This is a genomic window from Streptomyces sp. ALI-76-A (assembly GCF_030287445.1).
Lineage (GTDB): Bacteria > Actinomycetota > Actinomycetes > Streptomycetales > Streptomycetaceae > Streptomyces.
Genome location: NZ_JASVWB010000002.1, coordinates 5,128,666 through 5,148,917 on the forward strand (window position 1 = coordinate 5,128,666; position 20,252 = coordinate 5,148,917).

Consider the following 20,252-nt stretch of genomic DNA (forward strand, 5'->3'; position numbering starts at 1 on the left):
GTGGCGCCCGCCGCAGGCCGTGTGACGGTGAGATCCCAGTAAGAAGGGTGACCCCGGGACCGCTCGCACGGCCACACCGCCGAAGGCCGGGGCACACTGGCCGGGTGCCCCCAACGCTGCTGCTCGCCGAAGACGACCGCGCCATCCGGCATGCCCTGGAACGCGCCCTGACCCTGGAGGGCTACCGGGTCACCGCGGTCGCCGACGGTGTCGAGGCGCTGGCGCAGGCCCACCGGACCCCGCCGGACGTGCTCGTCCTGGACGTGATGATGCCCGGCATCGACGGACTCCAGGTCTGCCGGGTGCTGCGCGCCGAGGGCGACCGCACGCCGATCCTGATGCTGACCGCGCTCGTGGAGACCCAGGACCGGATCGCCGGCCTGGACGCGGGCGCGGACGACTACGTGGTCAAGCCCTTCGACGTCGAGGAGGTCTTCGCCCGGCTGCGCGCCCTGCTGCGCCGCACCGGCCCGGTCGGCGCCGGCGCCGGCACCCCGGCCGGTGTGCCGAAGCCGCCGCCGGCCCCGGAGGGGCAGGTCGAGGCGGCCGGCCTGCGGATGGACGCGCAGGCCCGCCGCGCCTGGCGCGGGGCGCGTGAACTGGAGCTGACCCGTACCGAGTTCGAGCTGCTGGAGCTGCTGGTCCGCAACGCGGGGATCGTGCTCGACCACTCCACGATCTACGACCGCATCTGGGGCTACGACTTCGGCCCCGGCTCCAAGAACCTCGCCGTCTACGTCGGCTACCTGCGCCGCAAGCTGGACGAGCCCGGCGCGCCCCAGCTGATCCACACGGTCCGCGGTGTGGGTTACGTGCTGCGGGAGAACTGAGTGGGCCGCCTCGGGCGGACACCGGGTCTGCGTCGGCCGCGCCGGCCGCGGCTGTTGTCCCTGCGGACCACCTTCGCGGTGTCCTTCGCGGCCGTGACCGCCGCCGTCACCGTCCTGGTCGGTGTGCTGTCCTACGGCGCCGCCGCCCGGCTGGTCCGGGTGGACCAGGAGTCCGTGTTCGACCAGGTCGTGGAGGACCTGCGGGACGAGGTGCGGCAGCAGGACATGTCGCCGCGGGACTTCTCCTCGTCGGCGCCCGGTCACGATCTCGTCCGGCCGGCCCGTACCGACGTGCAGGTGCTCGGGCCGGACGGCGCGGTCCTCGACCCCGGCCGCCCGGGCCTGCCGGTGACCGGCGGCGACCGCGCCGTGGCGGCCGTCACGGTGGCCGGACGGCTGGTCGAGCACGAGGACGTCCGCGTCGGTGACGACATCTACCGCGTCGCGACCGTCTCGCTCGGCGGCGGGCGGGGCGCGGTGCAGGTCGCGCAGGAGTTCAGCGACACCGAGGACCTGCTGCGGGCCCTTCAGCGGCGCACGCTGCTCCTGATGGCCGCGGTCGTGGTCGCGGCGGGCCTGTTCGGCTGGTGGCTGGCCCGGCGCATCACCCGCCGCCTGGTCATCCTCACCTCGGCCGCCGAGGACGTCGCCCGCACCCGCCGCCTGGGCATCCAGGTCCCCGTCACCGGCTACGACGAGGTCGGCCGCCTCGGCCGCGCCTTCGACCGCATGCTGGGCCGCCTGGCCCAGTCCGAGGAGGACCAGCGGCGGCTCGTGCAGGACGCGGGGCACGAGCTGCGTACACCGCTCACCTCCCTGCGTACGAACATCTCGCTGCTGCGGCGGATCGACGAGCTGCCTCCCGCCGCGCGGGAGGACCTGGTCGCCGACCTGGGCCAGGAGGCGCGCGAACTCACCGACCTGGTCAACGAGCTGGTGGACCTCGCGGCCGGGCAGTCCGACACCGAACCGCCGCAGCGGGTCGACCTCGCCGACATCGCCGAGGACGTCGCCGGGCACGCGCGGCGGCGTACCGGGCGGGAGATCGTCGTCCGCGCGAGCGGGGACACGTCGACCGACGGCCGCCCGGGGATGCTCACCCGCGCGCTGTCCAACCTGGTGGAGAACGCGGCGAAGTTCGACCGCGAGGGCACCGCGCCCATCGAGATCCGCGTCGCCGGTCCGGCCCGGCCCGGGACGGTCCGCGTCGAGGTCCTCGACCGCGGGCCCGGTGTCGCCGACGGCGACCTGCTCCACGTCTTCGACCGCTTCTACCGCGCCGCCGACGCCCGCTCCCTGCCGGGATCCGGGCTGGGCCTGTCCATCGTGCGGGAGGTGGCGCTCGCGCACGGGGGAGCGCCGTTCGCGGCCCGGCGGGACGGGGGCGGGGTGGTGATCGGGTTCACGGTGGGCGGGAGCTGACCCCGCGACGCCGTCGCCTGCGGAGCGGGGGCGCGGAGAGCCGGGCGCAGGATCCCGGGATCCGTCGAGCCATATGTTGTGCACTTTCTTGACGGAGGTGGAAACAGCGCCTAACTTCGCGTTGTCCTTCCCCCGGTCAAGGGAGACCGCGATGCCCTCGTCCCCCGTCGCATCACCGTCCACGACCTCATCCCCCGAACACACCCGCCAGCTGCGCCGCGTCGCCCTCTCCGGGCTGCTCGGGACCGCCGTCGAGTTCTACGACTTCCTCGTCTACGGAACCGTCGCCGCCCTGGTCTTCGGCGAACTGTTCTTCCCCGGCGCCGACCCCGCCGTCGGCACCGTCGCCGCGTTCGGCACCTTCGCCGCCGGCTATGTCGCCCGGCCGCTCGGCGGCATCCTCTTCGGGCACTTCGGCGACCGGCTCGGCCGCAAGTCGATGCTGCTGCTCACCATGGGTCTGATGGGCACCGCCAGCTTCCTCGTCGGCCTGCTGCCCACGTACGACACGATCGGCGTGTGGGCGCCGGTCCTGCTGATCACCCTGCGGGTGGTGCAGGGCATCGCCATCGGCGGTGAGTGGGGTGGTGCCACCCTGATGGTCGTCGAGCACGCCGGAGCGCGGCGCCGCGGCCTGTGGTCCAGCTTCACGCAGATGGGAGCCCCGCTCGGCTCCCTGCTCTCCACCGCCGTGGTCGCGCTCGTCGTCGCGATGCCCGACGACCAGTTCGCGGCCTGGGGCTGGCGGGTGCCGTTCCTGCTGAGCGTGGTGCTGCTCGGCGTCGGGCTCTTCGTCCGCCTCAAGGTCGTCGAGAGCCCGCTCTTCGCCGAGGTGAAGAAGGACCGCGCCGAGTCGCGGCTGCCGATCCTGGACGTGCTGCGTCGCCCGCGCCCCCTGGTGCTGGCCTGCTGCGTCGGCATCGGTGCCTTCACCGCCCAGTCCCTGCTGACCAGTTACCTGATCGCGTACGCCACCGGCATCGGCTACGCCCGCTCGCAGGTGCTCACCGCCCTCACCGTCTCCGCCTGCGTCGCCCTCGTCGTGCTGCCGTGCGCCTCCGCGCTGTCCGACCGGATCGGCCGCCGCCCGGTCGTCCTCGCCGGAGCCCTCGCCTCGGCGGCGCTGGCCTTCCCGGTCCTGGCGCTGGTCGACTCGAAGTCCCCCGGACTGCTGATCCTCGCCGTCGTCCTCGGCCACGGCATCGCCCAGTCCACGATGTACGGGCCGCTGGGCGCCCTGCTCACCGAGATGTTCGGCACCCGGGTCCGCTACACCGGCGCCTCCCTCGGTTACCAGGGCGCCACCCTCATCGGCGCCGGTTTCTCCCCGATGATCGCCGGCAGCCTGGTGGCCGCGAACGGCGGGAGCGGCACGCCCGTCGCCCTGCTGCTGTGCGCGGGCGCCGCCGTCACCGCGCTGACCGTCGCGTTCCTGCGCGAGACCAGCCGGGGGTCCCTCAGGGAGACGGACGAGACCGGTGCGTCCGGCGGGGCGGGGGGAGGCGCCGAGACCGCTCGGGCCGACGAGACCGTCCGGGCCGCCGAGGCGGTGAAGGGCCCCGGGGCAGCCAGCACGCAGGGGATCACCTCGTAGCCGCGCTGGCGGGGGGCAGGTGGCAGATGGTCAGTGGCCGGTAGCCGGTGGCCGGTAGCCGGTGGTCGGTGGCCGGTAGCCGGTAGCCGGTGGTCGTGGTCGGCGATTCGGCTGGTCGGTGAGTCGGCTGGTCAGCGGGTCGATGGATCGGCGGGTCGGCGGCTGTGGCCAGGGCCGTCCGTCGGTCGTCGTGCGGCCACGCCAGCCACGTAAGTCGCGTCGGCCGCCAGCCGGCCAGCCGGCCAGCCGGCCACGCCCGCCGGCCCAGCCGGTCTGCCGGCCGCCGCAACGGATCCCGCCGGCCGTGTCCGGGCCGTACGACCGCCCACCGCACCCCAGGCGGGCGGTCGTACGCTTGCCACCGTGGAGGACGACGACATCCTGGACACCTCGCACGGCCCGCAGCCGCGCCCGCAGTCGCTCATGCTCGCCTTCTTCGGCAACCACGTCCTCGGGGAGGGCGACCTGTGCGTCTACTCGGGCAGCATCATCGACGTGCTCGGCCGGGTCGGGGTCGGTGAACAGGCCGTACGGTCCACGCTGACCCGCATGGTCAACCGGGGCCTGCTGCGGCGGCAGCGGGAGGGCCGCAGGATGTACTTCGGCCTGACCCCGCAGGCGACGCGGGTGCTGCGGGACGGCGGGCGCCGGGTCTGGGACAAGGGCGCGGTCAACGACGACTGGGACGGGTCCTGGACCCTGCTGGGGTTCTCGCTCCCCGAGTCCTGGCAGCGCCAGCGCCACGACCTCAGGTCCCAGCTCGCCTGGTCCGGATTCGGGGCGCTGTACAGCGGGCTGTGGATCGCCCCCGGCAAGGTCGACGTCGCCGGCATCGTCGCGGAACTCGGTCTCGCCGCCCATGTCAAGATCTTCCACGCCCAGGCCGACCAGGCCACCGACATCGGCCTCATGGTCCGCGACACGTGGGACCTGGAGTCCATCGCGGCCCGTTACGTGTCCTTCGACAAGCGCTGGACCGCCCGTCCGGACGCCGGGCCCGGGGACGACCCGATCGGCACCCGGCTGCGGCTGGTCAGCGAGTGGCTGTGGACCATCCGGGCGGACCCGAGACTCCCGGCCCGCCACCTTCCCCCCGACTGGCCGGCCCGCCCCGCCCAGGAGACCTTCCGACGCGTCGCGGAACAGACCGCGGACCCCGCCGAGCGGATGGCCCGCGCCCTCCTGGAGACCGTCCCGCTGCGGTGACCTGGGGCCCGCGCCGACGCGGGCGTCGGACGGGGACGGACCTGCCGGAACGCTCGACGGTGCGCGACGGCCCGGCCGCCCCACGGCCAGGCCCCGCCAGGGAAAAGGGCGAGGCCCGAAGACCCCGCCCGAATCTCACGAAACCCCAGCTCAGGGCCACACCAAGCAGTACGGCTGATGCCCCGCCTCATGCAGCCGGTGGCTGAAGTCCTGCCACTCGTGCAGCAGTTGGTAGACGTTGAACGCGTCCCGTGGGCCGCCCCGGTCCGGGACCGTGGACCAGATGAAGGCGGCGGCGCCGACCGCTTCCTCGCCGATGCCGCGGAGCGGGTCGACGACGGTCATGGGGAGTTTGACCACCGCGTAGTCGGGGTGGAGGACGACGAGTTCCAGCGGCGGGACCTTGTGCAGCGGGACGCCCTCGATGCCGGTGAGGACCATCGCCGCCATCGTCTCCGGCTTGATCTTGGTGAACATGCCGTTCATCCCGAGCTCGTCGCCGCCGAGTTCCTCGGGGCGCATCGAGATCGGGACGCGGGCCGCGGTCGCGCCGTCCGGCGCGCCGAAGTACTTGTACGTCACCCCCACCCGACCACCATTCCTGCTCCCCGCCCTCAGCCGGTCGACCCGTCGGTCGGCCCGCTCCGGCTCCTCACCCGATCCACCGGGTACACCCGGTACAACGTGTCCCTGACGTGCTTCGTTCGATTCCTCCGCGTCGCGTCGGTGCCTTCCCCGCCGGGCACGTCGAGGACCCAGGTCGTCAGTCCCCTCGCCCAGTCCGCCACCGCGATGCATATCTCCACCCGACTGCTTTTCTAGGACGCGTGGCCCCCGCCGCGCAACCCGATCATCGTGTCAGTGACCTCCCCCACGGCCGCTCGCCGAAACGTGCGCTGAAACACCTGTCCGCAGGATCTTCGCAGCCCCTGAACATGCCTCTGTGCATGTCTCCGTGCAAGCCTCCGTACACCTTTACGTACGCCAGGGCCGTGTGAGCTGTGTGTATCAGGAGCCAGTTTCGCAGATCGCGGCGGGACGGGGGTCGTTCGCGACCGTCCGCCCGGTCGGCGACGGCCCGGAGGCGAGTCCGCTGTGGGTCGCCGACGAGTCCGTGGTGCGTCGGCGGCGGGTCGGCCATGGGTCCGCGGCGGGTCGGGCGTGGGTCCGCGGGGGGTCGGGCGTGGGTCGGCCATGGGGCCCAGGTGGGGCGGGCGCGGGTCGGCCGCGCGTGCGCCGCGGGCCCGATCGCGGCGCGGTGGTGGCCCGCTGTCGTCCTGGTCCGCTGGCCTACCCTGAGGAGGTCACTGGCAACCGGAGTCCGAGAAGTCGGAGAACGTCGGAGAAGTCGCAGGTCATGAGCGAATATCCTTATTCATACGATGCGCCTGTCTCGCAGGCCCTGTTCGACCGTGCGGCCGTCGTCACACCGGGCGGCGTGAACTCCCCGGTGCGCGCCTTCCGTGCCGTGGGCGGAACGCCCCGGTTCATGGTGTCCGGCACCGGCCCGTACCTGACCGACGCGGACGGACGGGAGTACGTCGACCTCGTCTGCTCCTGGGGGCCCATGATCCTCGGGCACGCGCATCCCGAGGTCATCGCCGCGGTCCAGGACGCCGTCTCCCGCGGGACCTCCTTCGGCACGCCCGGTGAGGGCGAGGTCGCGCTCGCCGAGGAGATGGTCGCCCGGATCGAGCCGCTGGAGCAGGTGCGGCTGGTGTCCAGCGGGACCGAGGCCACCATGTCGGCGATCCGGCTCGCCCGCGGGTTCACGCGGCGCAGCAAGGTGGTCAAGTTCGCCGGGTGTTACCACGGTCACGTCGACTCGCTGCTGGCGGCGGCGGGCAGCGGGGTGGCGACGTTCGCCCTGCCGGACACCCCCGGCGTCACCGGCGCGCAGGCCGGCGACACCATCGTCCTGCCCTACAACGACCTGGACGCGGTGCACGCCGCCTTCCGGGCCCACCCCGGCGAGATCGCCTGCGTGATCACCGAGGCCTCCCCGGGCAACATGGGCGTCGTACCGCCCCTGCCCGGCTTCAACCAGGGGCTGAGGGACGCGTGCGCCGAGCACGGCGCCCTCTACGTCTCCGACGAGGTGATGACCGGCTTCCGGACCAGCAAGGCGGGCTGGTACGGCATCGACGGGGTCGAACCCGACCTGATGACCTTCGGCAAGGTCATGGGCGGTGGCTTCCCCGCGGCTGCCTTCGGCGGCCGTGCCGACGTGATGGAGCACCTCGCGCCCGCCGGGCCCGTCTACCAGGCCGGCACCCTGTCCGGGAACCCGGTCGCCACCGCCGCCGGCCTCGCCCAGCTCAGGCTCCTCGACGACGCCGCCTACGAGCGGGTCGACGCGGTGTCCGCGCAGGTCCGGGAGCTGGTGTCGGACGCGCTCGCCAAGGAGGGCGTCGCGCACACCGTGCAGAACGCCTCCAACATGTTCAGCGTCTTCTTCACGGACCGTCCGGTGCGGAACTACGAGGACGCCAAGGCGCAGGAGTCGTACCGCTTCACCGCCTTCTTCCACTCGCTGCTGGCGAACGGCGTCTATCTGCCGCCGTCGTCCTTCGAGTCCTGGTTCGTGTCCACGGCCCACGACGAGCGGGCCATCCAGCGGATCGCCGACGCCCTCCCGGCGGCGGCCCGAGCGGCTGCGGAGGCCACCGCGTGAGCAGCACGTCCGAGCACCCCGACATCACCGTCGTCCACCTGATGCGGCACGGCGAGGTCGCCAACCCCGACGGCGTCCTCTACGGCCGTCTCGCGGGCTACCACCTCTCCGAGCTGGGCCGGCAGATGGCCGACCGGGTCGCCGAGCACCTCGCCGCCCGTGACGTCACGTACGTCTGCTCCTCCCCGCTGGAGCGGGCCCAGGAGACGGCCACGCCGATCGCCAAGGCACACGGGCTGGACATCGCCACCGACGAGCGGCTGATCGAGGCCGAGAACGTCTTCCAGGGCAAGACGTTCGGCGTCGGCGACGGGGCGCTGCGACGGCCGGAGAACTGGAAGCACCTGGTCAACCCGATGCGGCCGTCGTGGGGCGAGCCGTACGTCGACCAGGTCGTGCGCATGATGGGCGCGCTGGACACGGCGAAGGACCGGGCGCGGGGGCATGAGGCCGTGCTCGTCAGCCATCAGCTGCCGATCTGGATCGTGCGGTCGTGGGTGGAGAAGCGGCGGCTGTGGCACGACCCGCGCAAGCGGCAGTGCACGCTCGCCTCGCTGACGACGTTCACCTACCGGGGCGACAAGATCGTCTCGGTCGGCTACAGCGAGCCGGCCCGTGACCTCGTCCCCGTCCACCTGCGCGCCGGAGCCAGGCCGGTGAAGGGGAAGGGCAAGGCCTTCGGGGCGTAGAGCTTCGGGGCGTGGGCCGGTCCGGGCGCAGGCCCGTCCGGGCGTGGGCCCGTCCGGGCGTGGGCCCGTCCTGACGTCCCGGAGCGCCGGCCCTTTCCAGGGCCTCTGTTACGGAATCCGCTCATTTCGGCGGAACCTCCTCGTTCGTCGCGTCCTCTGTCTGGGTGACCAGCAGAGAACGTGACGAACGGGGATGCCATGAGCGCGCTCACCCGAAGGGGAGCACTCGGACTCGGCGCCGGAGCCGCGGCCGCCGTCGGACTGGCGGGCTGCGGCTCGCTCGACCCGTCAGACGGGTCCAGCCATGCGGGAGGTTCCGCGAAGGGCCCGACCGGTCGCCCGAAGCCCACCGTCCGGCCCCTCGGCGACGGGTCCACCGCCTTCACCGGCCGGCAGCCCCACCAGCCCGCGAAGCCGGAGCCGCTGGAGCCGGGACAGGCCCCGCCGCAGTTCGTGATCTTCTCCTGGGACGGTGCCGCCGAGGTCGGCAACGGTCTCTTCCCGCGCTTCCTGGACCTCGCCAAGGAGCACGGCGCGAGCATGACCTTCTTCCTCTCCGGGCTGTATCTCCTGCCCGAGTCGAAGAAGCGGCTCTACGACCCGCCGAACAACCCGCGCGGCGCCTCCGACATCGGCTACCTCACCGACGGCCACATCCGGGAGACGCTGAAGAACGTCCGCCGTGCCTGGCTGGAAGGGCACGAGATCGGCACCCACTTCAACGGCCACTTCTGCTCCGGCACCGGAACGGTCGGCAACTGGACGCCCCAGCAGTGGCGGAGCGAGATCGACCAGGCCACGTCCTTCGTCAAGGAGTGGCGCACCAACTCCGGGTGGACCGACCTGCCCGCGCTGCCCTTCGACTACGACAAGGAACTCGTCGGCGGGCGTACGCCCTGTCTGCTCGGCCAGGACAACCTGCTGCCCACCGCCCGTGAGCTCGGCTGGCGTTACGACGCCTCCTCGCCCGGAGGCCGTCAGGTCTGGCCACGGAAGCGGGCCGGCCTGTGGGACCTGCCGTTGCAGGCGATACCTTTCCCCGGCCGCGGCTTCGAGGTCCTGTCGATGGACTACAACATGCTCGCGAACCAGTCGGTCAACTCCACCAACGCGCCCGCCCACAACCACCCGGCCTGGCGCGAACAGTCCGCCCAGGCGTACATATCGGGATTCAAGCGGGCATACGAGACAAACCGCGCCCCCTTCTTCGTCGGCAACCACTTCGAGCAGTGGAACGGCGGCATCTACATGGACGCCGTCGAGGAGGCGTTCCGTCACATCGCGCGGGAGAAGGAGAAGGGCGGGGACGTACGCCTGGTCTCCTTCCGGCAGTTCGTGGACTGGCTGGACGTGCAGCGGCCCGAGGTGCTCGCCGAGCTCCGCACCCTCGACGTCGGACAGCAGCCCGTCGGCGGCTGGCAGGAGTTCCTGAAGGACACCGGATCCACCGCCTCGTCGGCCTCCACCGCCTCCACGGGCTCCGGGCAGGCCGCCTGAAATGCGGGTCTCCTCCCGCGAGGGGGGTGCGCAAGATCCCCAGAACGGGCATGCGAAACTTTTCACATGAGTGCCGCCAGCCGTAGTCGCACCCGTCGCCGTGCCGTCCTCCTCACCGCCGCGGCCGCCGCCGCGGTGGCCCTGTCCGCCTGCGGTGCCGGCGGCACGTCGGGCGGAGGCGGCGACACCAACTTCGTCACCGGCGACAACGGCATCGACACCGTCGCCGCGGACCGGCGGACCGCGGCCCCCGACCTGTCCGGCGAGACCATCGACGGCAAGCGGCTCGACGTCGCCGACTTCAAGGGCCAGGTCGTCGTCCTGAACGTGTGGGGCTCGTGGTGCGGGCCGTGTCGCGCGGAGGCCAAGTACTTCTCCAAGGTCTCCAAGGAATACCAGGGCAAGGGCGTGCAGTTCGTCGGCATCAACACCCGGGACACCAGCACCGGCGTCGCGGTCGCCTTCGAGAAGAACTACGGCATCACCTACCCGAGCCTGTACGACCCAACGGGCAAGCTGATGCTCCGCTTCGAGAAGGGCACGCTCAACCCGCAGCTGATCCCCTCCACCCTCGTGATCGACAGGAACGGCAGGATCGCGGCGCGGGCGCTGCAGGCCCTCGCCGAGGAGGACCTGCTCGGCATGCTCGAGCCCGTCCTCGCGGAGAAGTGACGTGAGCGCACTCGTCACCCTCGCCGAGGCGACGGGCCAAAACGAGACCGTGCTCAGCGGGGCCCTGATCGTGGCCCTGCCCATCGCCCTGCTCGGCGGCCTGGTCTCCTTCTTCTCGCCGTGCGTCCTGCCCCTCGTCCCCGGCTACCTCTCCTACGTCACCGGAGTCACCGGCACCGACCTGGCCGAAGCCCGCCGGGGGCGGATGGTCGCCGGCGCCTCGCTGTTCGTGCTCGGCTTCACCGCCGTGTTCGTCTCCGGCGGGGCCCTGTTCGGGTACTTCGGCGAGACGCTTCAGGAGCAGAAGGGCGTCCTGTCCAAGGTGCTCGGGGTGCTCATGATCCTCATGGGCGTCTTCTTCATGGGCCTGATGCCGTGGCTCACCCAGCGCGAGTTCCGCTTCCACCGGAAGCCGGCCGCCGGACTGGTCGGCGCCCCCGTCCTCGGTGCCCTCTTCGGCATCGGCTGGGCGCCCTGCATCGGCCCCACCCTCGCCTCCGTGCAGGCGCTCTCCTTCAGCCAGGCCAGCGCCGGCCGGGGCGCCATACTGACGGTCGCGTACTGCCTGGGTCTGGGCGTACCGTTCGTGCTCGCCGCGGTCGCCTTCCGCAAGGCGCTGGGCGCCTTCGGCTGGGTCAAGCGCCACTACGTCTGGGTGATGCGCCTGGGCGGCACCATGATGATCGTGACCGGTGTGCTGCTGCTCACCGGCGCGTGGGACCACATCGTCTCCGAGATGCAGAACTGGTCCAACGGCTTCACTGTGGGGATCTGACCGATGAGCGAGACCACGACCGACAAGACCCCGGACGCCACCGAGGACCAGGACCTGGGCGCGGCCGGCTCCCAGTTGTCCACCGCCCCCCAGGAGGACGCCCCCAACCTGCCGGCCCTGGGCGTCATCGGCTGGGCCCGCTGGTTCTGGCGTCAGCTCACCTCCATGCGGGTCGCGCTGCTGCTCCTGCTGCTGCTGTCGCTCGGCGCGATCCCCGGCTCGCTGATCCCGCAGAGCGGGACCGACGAGACGAAGGTCGCCGACTTCCGCGCCGCGAACCCCACCCTCGGTGACGTCTACGACAAGCTCGGCCTCTTCCACGTCTACAGCTCGGCGTGGTTCTCGGCGATCTACATCCTGCTGTTCGTCTCCCTCATCGGCTGCATCGTGCCCCGCACCTGGCAGTTCGTGGGGCAGCTGCGCGGACGTCCGCCGGGCGCGCCCCGGCGGCTGACCCGGCTGCCCGCCCACACCGGCTGGCGTACCGAGACCGACCCCGACGAGATCCGTGAGGCCGCGCTCGCGCTGCTGCGCAAGCGCCGCTTCCGGGCCCATGTCGCGGGGGACGCCGTCGCCGCGGAGAAGGGCTATCTGCGGGAGTTCGGCAACCTCGCCTTCCACATCGCGCTGATCGTGATGCTGATCGCCTTCGCCTGGGGCCAGCTGTTCAAGTCCGAGGGCAACAAGCTGATCGTGGAGGGCGACGGCTTCTCCAACACCCTCACGCAGTACGACGACTTCAAGTCCGGCACCCTCTTCTCGCAGGACGACCTGGATCCGTTCAGCTTCACCCTGGACGACTTCACGGGCACCTACGAGACCAGCGGTCCGAACCGGGGCACCCCGCGCACCTACCAGGCGACCGTCGACTACAGCGTCGGCGCCTACGGCAAGGACCGGAAGACCACCATCAAGGTCAACGAGCCGCTGCGGGTCGGCGACTCCAAGGTCTACCTCACCGCCCACGGCTACGCGCCCGTCATCACCGTCCGCGACGCCAAGGGCGACGTCGTCTACAGCCAGGCCGTCCCCCTCCTGCCACTGGACTCCAACGTCACCTCCTCCGGTGCGATCAAGGTCATGGACGGCTACCGCGACGCCCGGGGCGAGAAGGAACAGCTCGGCTTCCAGGCCTTCTTCCTGCCGGCGTACGGCGGGGACGGCACCGCGGTGGTCTCCCAGTTCCCGGCGCTGCTGAACCCGGTGCTGAACCTGGAGGCCTTCCACGGCGACCTCGGCGTCGACTCGGGCATCCCGCAGAGCGTGTACCAGCTCGACAAGGGGAACCTGAAGGCGTTCAAGGACGCCAAGGGCAAGGCGCTGAGGGAGAATCTCAGGCCCGGCGAGACCATGCAGCTCCCGAACGGCGCCGGCTCGGTCACCTTCGAGAAGGGGATCAAGGAGTGGGCGAACTTCCAGGTCACCCGTCAGCCCGCCGCCGGCTGGGCGCTCGGCGGAGCCGTCGTCGCCATCCTCGGCCTCGCCGCCTCCCTGTTCATCCAGCGCCGTCGGGTGTGGGTGCGGGCGGTCAGGGGCGCCGACGGCGTCACCGTCGTCGAGATGGCGGGCCTCGGCCGCAGCGAGTCCGCCAAGGTGCCCGAGGAACTCGGCGACCTCGCCGGGATCCTGTACGAGGCGGCACCGGGCGCCCCCGACCCGGACGACTCCTCCGACGTCACCCCCACCCCCACCCCCGACTCCGACGCCGTACCTGCCGAAGGGGCTGAGAAGAAGTGAATCTCGCCGCCGCAACCAACGAAAGCCTCGCGCAGCTCAGCAACACGCTGATCTACTCCGCGATGGCCGTCTACACCCTGGCCTTCTTCGCCTACATCGCCGAGTGGCTCTTCGGCAGCCGCAGCAAGGTCGCCCGCACGGCCGCCGCGCTCACCCCCGGGAAGCAGGCGAAGGCGCCGGCCGTCACCGTGCGGAAGGCCGGCGGCACCGCCGTGCTGGAGCGGCCGAAGGTCGTGGTGCGGTCCGCCGCCGGTGCCCGTGACGTGCCGGACGGGCCCGGGGCGCACGGCGGGGACGAACAGGGCGACCTCTACGGGCGCATCGCCGTGTCCCTCACCGTGCTCGCCTTCCTGGTGGAGTTCGCGGGAGTCGTCGCCCGCGCGGCCTCGGTGCGGCGGGCGCCGTGGGGCAACATGTACGAGTTCAACATCACCTTCTCCACGGTGGCCGTCGGCGTGTACCTCGCGCTGCTGGTGCTGAGGAAGAACGTGCGCTGGCTCGGGCTGTTCCTGATCACCACCGTCCTCCTCGATCTCGGTCTCGCGGTCACCGTCCTGTACACCGAGAGCGACCAGTTGGTGCCCGCGCTGCACTCGTACTGGCTGTACATCCACGTCTCCACGGCGATCTTCTGCGGTGCGGTCTTCTACGTCGGCGCCGTCTCCACGTTGATGTACCTGTTCAAGGACTCGTACGAGAACAAGCTCGCCACCGGCGGCACGCCCGGCCGCTTCGCGACCTCCGTCATGGAGCGCCTGCCCGCCTCGGCCTCCCTCGACAAGTTCTCCTACCGCGTCAACGCCGCCGTCTTCCCGCTGTGGACGTTCACGATCATCGCGGGCGCCATCTGGGCGGGCGACGCCTGGGGCCGTTACTGGGGCTGGGACCCGAAGGAGACCTGGTCGTTCATCACCTGGGTGGCCTACGCCTGCTACCTGCACGCCCGCGCCACGGCCGGCTGGAAGGGCCGCAAGGCCGCCTACCTCGCCCTGATCGCGTTCGGCTGCTGGCTGTTCAACTACTACGGCGTGAACATCTTCGTCTCCGGCAAGCACTCCTACGCCGGCGTGTGACCCGTACCCCTGTCCGGTGAAGGCCGGTTCCCGTGACCTGGGTCACGGGAACCGGCCTTCGTCGTACGGACAGGTAGAGGGCGTGGACACGAATCTGCGGAGACGCATCCGCGCGGGGGATCACGACGCCTTCGGCGATCTCTTCGACGCGTACGCGCGCTCCGTCTACAACCACGCCTACCGGCTCACGGGGGAGTGGGCGGTGGCCGAGGACGTGGTCTCGCTGACCTTTCTGGACGCCTGGCGGCTGCGCGACAGGCTGGACGAGGAAGGCGGCTCGGTACGGCCCTGGCTGCTCGGCATCGCGACCAACGTCACGCGCAACACGCGCCGCGCCGGCCGGAGACACGCCGCCGCGGTGTCCCGTCTGCCCCGGGACGAGACGGTGCGCGACTTCGCCGACGAGGTCGCCGGCCGCCTCGACGACACCGCGCGACTGGCCGACGTACGGACCGCGCTGGCGAAGCTGCGGCGGACCGAGCGGGAGGTGCTGGCGCTGTGCGTGTGGTCCGGGCTGGACTACCGGGCCGCGGCCGAGGCGCTGGGGGTGCCGGTGGGGACCGTACGGTCGCGGCTTTCACGGGCGCGGACAAAACTCGCGAAACACATGGAACCACCCGAAGCGCACGGACAGATGAAAGGTGACCGCGGCACCGCGGTCGGGCCCCTGAAGGAGGGAAACCCATGAACCAGCTTCCCGAGCAGGACCTTCCGCCGGGCCGTCACCAACTCCTCAAGGAGCATCTGATGACCGAGATCCGGCGCACCGAGCCGCTGCCCGAGCGGAAGCGGAAGCCCTGGCTGCGGCCCGTGCTCGTGACGACAGCCGTGGCCACCGTGGCCGCCGTCACCCTCGTCCTCCTGCCGGCGGACGACGGGACCGGGGCGAACGCGCGACCGCCCAGCAGGGCCACCGTCGCCCTGCTGGAGGACATCGCGCTGGCCGCCGAGCACGAGCAGCCGTCGTACGGGAAGGTCCGGGACGACCAGTTCGTGTACCTGGACAGCCAGGTGTCGAACGCGGAGGCGGCCGACGGGGAGTTCACCGTCAGGCCGCTGCACCGGCTGGAGATGTGGATGTCGGTGGACGGTCTGCACACCGGAATGGGGCGGGAGGCGGGGCGGGAGGACTGGGACCTGCCGACCGACGTCAAGCCGGGCGGTGAGGGCTGGGAGATCTCTCCCGCCTACAACCACGTGAAGACCCTGCCCACCGACGCCGACGGGATGTACCGCTACCTGTACGAGACGGCCCCGAAGTACAGCGGCCAGGAGCGGTACCAGGCCATGTTCGTACTGGCCGCGGACCTGCTGCGGCAGTCGATCATGCCTGCGGAGCAGAGCGCCGCCCTGTTCCGGGCCGTCGCCCGGATTCCCGGGGTGACGATGATCGAGAATGCCACGGACGCCGCCGGACGCCATGGCGTCGCCATCGCGCGCAAGGACCCCGACAACCCGAGCCGGGACGAGTGGATCTTCGACAAGGAGACCCACGAGTTCCTCGGGGAGCGCAGTGTGGCCACGGACGACATCGCGGACGTGGAGGAGGGCACGGTCATCTCCGACACCGCGGTGCTCCGCCGCGCGGTCGTCGACCGCGCGGGTCAGCGGCCCTGAGGAGCTGATGCCACCGACCGCCGGCCTTCTTGTTGTTCTCGGTGCTCAGCCCGACCCCGGTGACCGCCCGCAACCGGTCCGGCCCCTTCGTCATCCGCTCCGGCTGGTCGACCGTGTGCTCCCAGGGCGCGTCGGCCGCCCCGGGGTTGGCCAGCACCAGCCGGATCGCCGGGGACTCGCCGTTGGAGGCGTGGTTGGCCTGGTACTGCGCCAGATACGCGCCCTGCAACTCGTGCAGCGCGTCGGCGAGGTTGTCGGGGTCGGTGGCGGTGAACGGTTCCAGCAGGGCGACGGTGACGTAACTGCCCGGCTCGAGGGAGTCGTTCTCCCGGTCGATCGCCCGTACCGCCTCCCGGAACAGGGGCCGGTCGAAGTAGTAGCCGGTCGCCGAGACGCCCACACACTCCTCGCTGCCCTCGGGCCGGACGACCCCGGCGGCGCAGGCGCGGTCGTCGTGGGCGAGGGGGAGTTGGTGTGGGCCAGATCGCGGGATGTCCGTTGCGTTACGAAAACCTCGGGCTGTCGGCCGACCGTGATCGAACCGGACGCGGGGGAGGGGGGTCACTCACCGATGTCCTCGTTCCACAGCGCCGGGTGGCCCCTGATGAAGTCGCGCATCATGCCGGCGCACTCGGGATCGTCGAGCAGCACGATCTGGACGCCGTGCTCCGCCAGCCAGTCGTGGCCGCCGTGGAAGGTGGCCGCCTCGCCGATCACCACCCGCGAGATGCCGAACTGGCGGACCAGGCCGGAGCAGTACCAGCACGGGGAGAGGGTGGTCACCATCGTCGTCCCCCGGTACGACCGCTGCCGTCCCGCCGCCCGGAAGGCGGCCGTCTCCGCGTGCGCCGAGGGGTCGTCGTCCTGGACGCGGCGGTTGCGGCCGCGGCCGAGGAGCGTGCCGTCGGCGCCGTGGAGGGCGGCGCCGACGGGGATACCGCCCTCGGCGAGGCCGGCGCGGGCCTCCTCGAGGGCGTCCGCGAGCCAGGTACGTGCCGTCGCCTCATGCAAGGGGTCCATGGCGTCACTCTCCTGTGGCCGCGGCACGAGGGCAACGTGCGACAGGCACTCCGGGCGGGCCGCACCCTCGGCCCGCCGACCGGAAGTCCCCCGGGAAACGCTCCGCAACCGGGCGGGTAACCTGTGCCGATCACCGCCGTGTCAACGGCAGTTGGTCCCCCCTTGGAGGAACATTCATGGTTGCCGCTCCGGTTCTGGAGGAGCTGCGGGAGGTGTGTCAGCCGCAGGCCAAGCTGGCGAGCCGGAACGGCGAGCACTGGGCGGGGCGGCTGTACATGCGGCGGGTCTCGCTGCGGTTCACCCGGCAGTTGGTGCGCACGCCCGTCACCCCGGACCAGCTGACCTGGACGATGGTGGTGTGCGGCGTCGCCTCCGGGGCCGCGCTGATGATCCCCGGGCTGACCGGTGCCGTGCTGGCCGTCGTCCTGATGCAGCTCTTCCTCCTCTTCGACTGCGTGGACGGCGAGGTCGCCCGCTGGAAGGGACAGAACAGCGCGGCCGGGATATACGTGGACCGGCTGGGCGCCTACCTGGCGGACGCCGCGCTGCTGGCGGGCGCCGGTTACCGGGCCGCCGAGTCGGGCGTGGGCGGCTGGCTGTCCGTCGGGATCGCCACCGCCCTGGGAGTCGTGCTGCTGAAGGCCTCCACCGACCTCGTCGACGTGGCCCGGGCCCGGCGCGGACTGGGCGTCGTCGACGACGAGTCGACCCGGCCGCGCTCGCAGGGCGTGGCGGCGGTACGGCGGCTCGCGGCCGCATTCAAGATCCACCGGGTCACGAACGGCATCGAGGCGTCCCTGGTCCTGCTGGTGGCCGCCGTCGCCGACCAGGTGACCGGCGGCATCGAGCCGACCCGCTGGGCGCTCGGCGCGCTGGCCGTCATCACGTGGGTGATGGTGCCGGCCCACCTGCTGTCGATCCTGTCGTCGTCGCGGCTGCGGTGACCTCCGCGCACCGGCTCAGGTAGTCGTCCAGGGCGCCGGCCCCCGTGAGCGGGCCCCGGGTCCGCGCGGTGCGGGCCTCCCCCGTGCCACGATCGCCGCCCGCAGCGCCTCGCTGCCGCCCTTCCGCCACAGTCGAACAGGCAGTGGCCGCGGCCCGCGGTGGCGACGCCGGCGGCACGGTGGTCGCGGAGGGGGCACCGGCGGGGGTGACGCCGAACGGGGCGTCCCGAACGGGGCGTCCCGGACGGGGGATTCCGGTAGGCGTGCGGCAGGGATCCCCGGCCGGCCTCACTGCCGTTCCAGGACCGCGTAGTCGGCGAAGCTGCGGCGGTAGCGCAGGTGCCGGGTCTCCTGGGTGTGCCGACGCTGCCACTCCTCCACTTCGTCCGGCGTGTCGCACGGGCCCGAGCCCGCCCCGCAGTCCGCCTCGTCGCCGGAGACGCAGTACGCCTCGTACTCCGGCTGTGCCGAGGCGTCCTGCACGATCGAGTACGGCACGTACCGGAAGATCCGGCGCCCGGCGGCCGGTGCCCCGCCGTGCTCCCGGTGCTGGTGCCGGCGCAGTAGCACGTTCGCGTCCGTCTCCGCGGTGCCGTCGAACGCGGCCCGCGCCTCGTCCCGGCGGGTCGCGAACTCCTCGCAGGCCGCGCACCCGGGGACCGGGACGGGGGGCCGGTCCGCCTCGGCCGCCGGCGGCGGGGGTGTCGCCCGTCCCTCCCTGGAGCGGTCGTTGGCCGCCCGTACGCCCGCGCTCAGCCGCTCCTCCCGGGTCGCGGCCCGGACTCGCGCCGGGTCCGCCTGCCACTCCCGGCCGCCGCCGACCGGGCGCAGGATCACGTACGGGCCCGTCCTGTCCTGGTACTCGCCCACCTTGCGCGTCTGTGGGTCGTAGACGAGCGTTCCCGGTTCCATCCGCTCAGGCATGTGCAACTCCCGGCACCTTTCGTAACTCTGGGTGTATCGAGCGTGGCGTAGGGGAACGGTGCGGTTCAACGCTTGGCGCGTGCCAGTGGTGCACTGTCACGGAGGGGGAGGTCGTGAGCCGACGCAACGCCGACGCGGGATCGGGGAGCGGTACGAGTTCGGCCGCGGTGTTCGGCGAGGTGCTCAAGCACTTCCGCGAGGCCGCCGCGCTCACGCAGGAGGGGCTGGCGAGGGAGATCCCGTGCGACCGGTCGCACGTCGCCCGCGTGGAGGCGGGGGCGCGGGTCCCGCAGGACACGTTCGCGAAGAAGTGCGACGAGGTGCTGGGCACGGGTGGGGTGTTGATGCGGATGTGGGGGCGCATCGACTGGTATCCGCAGGTGGAGCATCCGGACTGGTTCCGGCGGCGGGCGGAGATGGACGAGGTGGCCGTTGCCTTGCGGGAATACCAGGAGCGGGTCGTTCCGGGGCTGTTGCAGACGGAGGACTACGCGCGTGCCCTGTTCTCGCGACTCGTGAGCGGTGACGAGTTGGAGGAACGCGTTCGAGCACGACTGAGCCGACAGCGGCGGTTCCTGGTCGACGGCGGCCCGTTCTACGCCGTGGTCCTGGACGAAAGTTGTCTGCGCAACGTGGTGGGCGGGCCGGCCGTCATGCGAGATCAGTGTGCTCACCTGCTCAGCGTGGGGCGACGCCCCAATATCCATATCCAGGTGGCCCCGGCCGACCGCATCGGACTGGTCCGGCCCAGCGGCTCGATGTCGTTGATCAAAATGCCCGACGGGCATGAGTGGGTCTACTCGGAATCGCTTGACCGTGGCCATTTCAACGGCGATCCGGCCGGCTACGCGCGGCACAGCCAGACCTATGATGTGCTCAGGGCGGACTCTCCGTCAGCCCCTGAATCCGCCGTTGTGATCGGCGACGCGATGGAGAGGTACGAGCATCATGAACAGCCACGATCTCAGCGCGGCGACCTGGATCAAGAGCAGCCACAGCGACGCCAACGGCGGCAACTGCATCGAAGTCGCGCCCGGTTTCCCCGTCACCGTCCCCGTCCGAGACAGCAAAACCCCTGACGGCCCGGTGCTGTTCGTAGGCCGTCGCGCCTGGGCGGCGTTCACCGAGGGGCTGCGGGCGCCGCGTTGACGGGTGGCGGCCGCGTCAGCCGTCCTTCGGGTTGTCGCCGCCGTCCTTCTTGTCCTGGTCCTTCTTGTCCTCGTCCTTGAGGAACTCGGGATTGTCGTCGGGCGCCACCCACCGCTGACCGCCGCCCCGGCTCCACGGTGAACCGGAGGAGCCGCCCGCGCCGGCCGGGTGCCGCTGCTTCCCGGCGATGAGCCAGGAGATCGATCCGGCCAGCGGGAACACCAGCACCAGGACCGCCCACAGCGGCTTGGGCATGTAGCGCACGTCCTCGTCCTTCGTGCTGATGCAGTCGATGAACGCGTAGACGCTCAGTGCCAGTGGCACGAGGAACATCAGTACCCGGAGCATGGGGGGCCTTTCCAGGGAGAACGATCGGCGGGGCCACGAGCACGGACCCCAGGTACCGGGCCAGGGTAGCGGCTCGGGGAT

20 protein-coding genes and 1 pseudogene are annotated in these 20,252 nt (G+C 71.6%); 16 read left to right on the forward strand and 5 right to left on the reverse strand.

The window, feature by feature from the left end:
• Positions 1-116: 116 nt before the first annotated feature.
• From QQS16_RS23940 to QQS16_RS23955, 4 genes are all read left to right on the forward strand, one after another.
• Positions 117-830 (forward strand): response regulator transcription factor, encoded by a 714-nt coding sequence (locus tag QQS16_RS23940; RefSeq protein ID WP_286066434.1) that lies wholly within the window; start codon positions 117-119, stop codon positions 828-830.
• The gene (locus QQS16_RS23945; protein ID WP_286063915.1) at positions 831-2,252 is read left to right on the forward strand and encodes a HAMP domain-containing sensor histidine kinase; all 1,422 of its coding nucleotides are present in this window, start codon (positions 831-833) and stop codon (positions 2,250-2,252) included.
• 151 nt (positions 2,253-2,403) lie between these two features.
• On the forward strand, positions 2,404-3,846 hold the full coding sequence (locus QQS16_RS23950; RefSeq protein ID WP_286063916.1) for an MFS transporter: 1,443 nt from the start codon (positions 2,404-2,406) through the stop codon (positions 3,844-3,846).
• 363 nt (positions 3,847-4,209) lie between these two features.
• Positions 4,210-5,052, forward strand: a complete 843-nt coding sequence (locus QQS16_RS23955) for a PaaX family transcriptional regulator (protein ID WP_286063917.1) — start codon at positions 4,210-4,212, stop codon at positions 5,050-5,052.
• 150 nt (positions 5,053-5,202) lie between these two features.
• Here the strand turns inward: QQS16_RS23955 and QQS16_RS23960 are convergent, their stop codons facing one another.
• Positions 5,203-5,850 carry a hypothetical protein gene (locus QQS16_RS23960; protein WP_286063918.1) on the reverse strand — a complete coding sequence of 216 codons (648 nt, stop codon included), beginning with the start codon at positions 5,848-5,850 and terminating at the stop codon, positions 5,203-5,205.
• A gap of 559 nt (positions 5,851-6,409) precedes the next feature.
• On the opposite strand from QQS16_RS23960, the gene hemL reads away from it, so the two are divergent.
• The 9 genes from hemL to QQS16_RS24005 all read left to right on the forward strand — a co-directional run bounded on the left by hemL (position 6,410) and on the right by QQS16_RS24005 (position 15,786).
• Positions 6,410-7,726, forward strand: a complete 1,317-nt coding sequence (hemL, locus tag QQS16_RS23965) for a glutamate-1-semialdehyde 2,1-aminomutase (protein WP_286063919.1) — start codon at positions 6,410-6,412, stop codon at positions 7,724-7,726.
• Between the two features lie 41 nt (positions 7,727-7,767).
• Entirely contained in the window at positions 7,768-8,415 is a 648-nt protein-coding gene (locus QQS16_RS23970) for a histidine phosphatase family protein (RefSeq protein WP_286066435.1), read from the forward strand.
• A gap of 198 nt (positions 8,416-8,613) precedes the next feature.
• Complete coding sequence (locus QQS16_RS23975; RefSeq protein WP_286063920.1) at positions 8,614-9,912, forward strand: polysaccharide deacetylase family protein; 1,299 nt, start codon at positions 8,614-8,616, stop codon at positions 9,910-9,912.
• A 66-nt stretch (positions 9,913-9,978) separates the two neighbouring features.
• Positions 9,979-10,584: a TlpA family protein disulfide reductase gene (locus QQS16_RS23980; protein WP_286063921.1), complete on the forward strand. Its 606-nt coding sequence runs from the start codon at positions 9,979-9,981 to the stop codon at positions 10,582-10,584.
• Position 10,585: 1 nt separating this feature from the next.
• On the forward strand, positions 10,586-11,359 hold the full coding sequence (locus tag QQS16_RS23985) for a cytochrome c biogenesis CcdA family protein (protein ID WP_286063922.1): 774 nt from the start codon (positions 10,586-10,588) through the stop codon (positions 11,357-11,359).
• Positions 11,360-11,362: 3 nt separating this feature from the next.
• Positions 11,363-13,096: a cytochrome c biogenesis protein ResB gene (gene resB / locus QQS16_RS23990; protein ID WP_286063923.1), complete on the forward strand. Its 1,734-nt coding sequence runs from the start codon at positions 11,363-11,365 to the stop codon at positions 13,094-13,096.
• Positions 13,093-14,169, forward strand: a complete 1,077-nt coding sequence (gene ccsB, locus QQS16_RS23995; protein WP_286063924.1) for a c-type cytochrome biogenesis protein CcsB — start codon at positions 13,093-13,095, stop codon at positions 14,167-14,169. Before resB ends, ccsB begins: the two co-directional genes overlap by 4 nt.
• A gap of 82 nt (positions 14,170-14,251) precedes the next feature.
• On the forward strand, positions 14,252-14,857 hold the full coding sequence (locus QQS16_RS24000) for an RNA polymerase sigma factor (protein ID WP_286063925.1): 606 nt from the start codon (positions 14,252-14,254) through the stop codon (positions 14,855-14,857).
• On the forward strand, positions 14,854-15,786 hold the full coding sequence (locus QQS16_RS24005) for a CU044_5270 family protein (protein ID WP_286063926.1): 933 nt from the start codon (positions 14,854-14,856) through the stop codon (positions 15,784-15,786). The genes QQS16_RS24000 and QQS16_RS24005 overlap by 4 nt, the downstream gene beginning before the upstream one ends.
• A 22-nt stretch (positions 15,787-15,808) precedes the next feature.
• Here the strand turns inward: QQS16_RS24005 and QQS16_RS24010 are convergent.
• Positions 15,809-16,249: pseudogene (locus QQS16_RS24010) on the reverse strand (hypothetical protein); the annotation flags it as partial.
• Between the two features lie 98 nt (positions 16,250-16,347).
• Positions 16,348-16,806: a nucleoside deaminase gene (locus tag QQS16_RS24015; RefSeq protein WP_286063927.1), complete on the reverse strand. Its 459-nt coding sequence runs from the start codon at positions 16,804-16,806 to the stop codon at positions 16,348-16,350.
• Positions 16,807-16,982: 176 nt separating this feature from the next.
• Between QQS16_RS24015 and QQS16_RS24020 the strand changes: the two genes are divergently transcribed.
• Positions 16,983-17,750, forward strand: a complete 768-nt coding sequence (locus tag QQS16_RS24020) for a CDP-alcohol phosphatidyltransferase family protein (protein WP_286063928.1) — start codon at positions 16,983-16,985, stop codon at positions 17,748-17,750.
• Positions 17,751-18,038: 288 nt separating this feature from the next.
• Here the strand turns inward: QQS16_RS24020 and QQS16_RS43555 are convergent, their stop codons facing one another.
• Positions 18,039-18,674: a DUF7848 domain-containing protein gene (locus tag QQS16_RS43555; protein ID WP_353479686.1), complete on the reverse strand. Its 636-nt coding sequence runs from the start codon at positions 18,672-18,674 to the stop codon at positions 18,039-18,041.
• 113 nt (positions 18,675-18,787) lie between these two features.
• On the opposite strand from QQS16_RS43555, the gene QQS16_RS24030 reads away from it, so the two are divergent.
• Both QQS16_RS24030 and QQS16_RS24035 read left to right on the forward strand, forming a co-directional pair.
• Complete coding sequence (locus tag QQS16_RS24030) at positions 18,788-19,753, forward strand: helix-turn-helix domain-containing protein (RefSeq protein ID WP_286063929.1); 966 nt, start codon at positions 18,788-18,790, stop codon at positions 19,751-19,753.
• Complete coding sequence (locus QQS16_RS24035) at positions 19,695-19,823, forward strand: DUF397 domain-containing protein (protein ID WP_286066436.1); 129 nt, start codon at positions 19,695-19,697, stop codon at positions 19,821-19,823. The genes QQS16_RS24030 and QQS16_RS24035 overlap by 59 nt, the downstream gene beginning before the upstream one ends.
• 15 nt (positions 19,824-19,838) lie before the next feature.
• Here QQS16_RS24035 and QQS16_RS24040 read toward each other — a convergent pair whose 3' ends face one another.
• Positions 19,839-20,171, reverse strand: coding sequence for a PLD nuclease N-terminal domain-containing protein (locus tag QQS16_RS24040; RefSeq protein WP_286063930.1), 333 nt, complete (start codon positions 20,169-20,171; stop codon positions 19,839-19,841).
• Positions 20,172-20,252 lie beyond the last annotated feature (81 nt).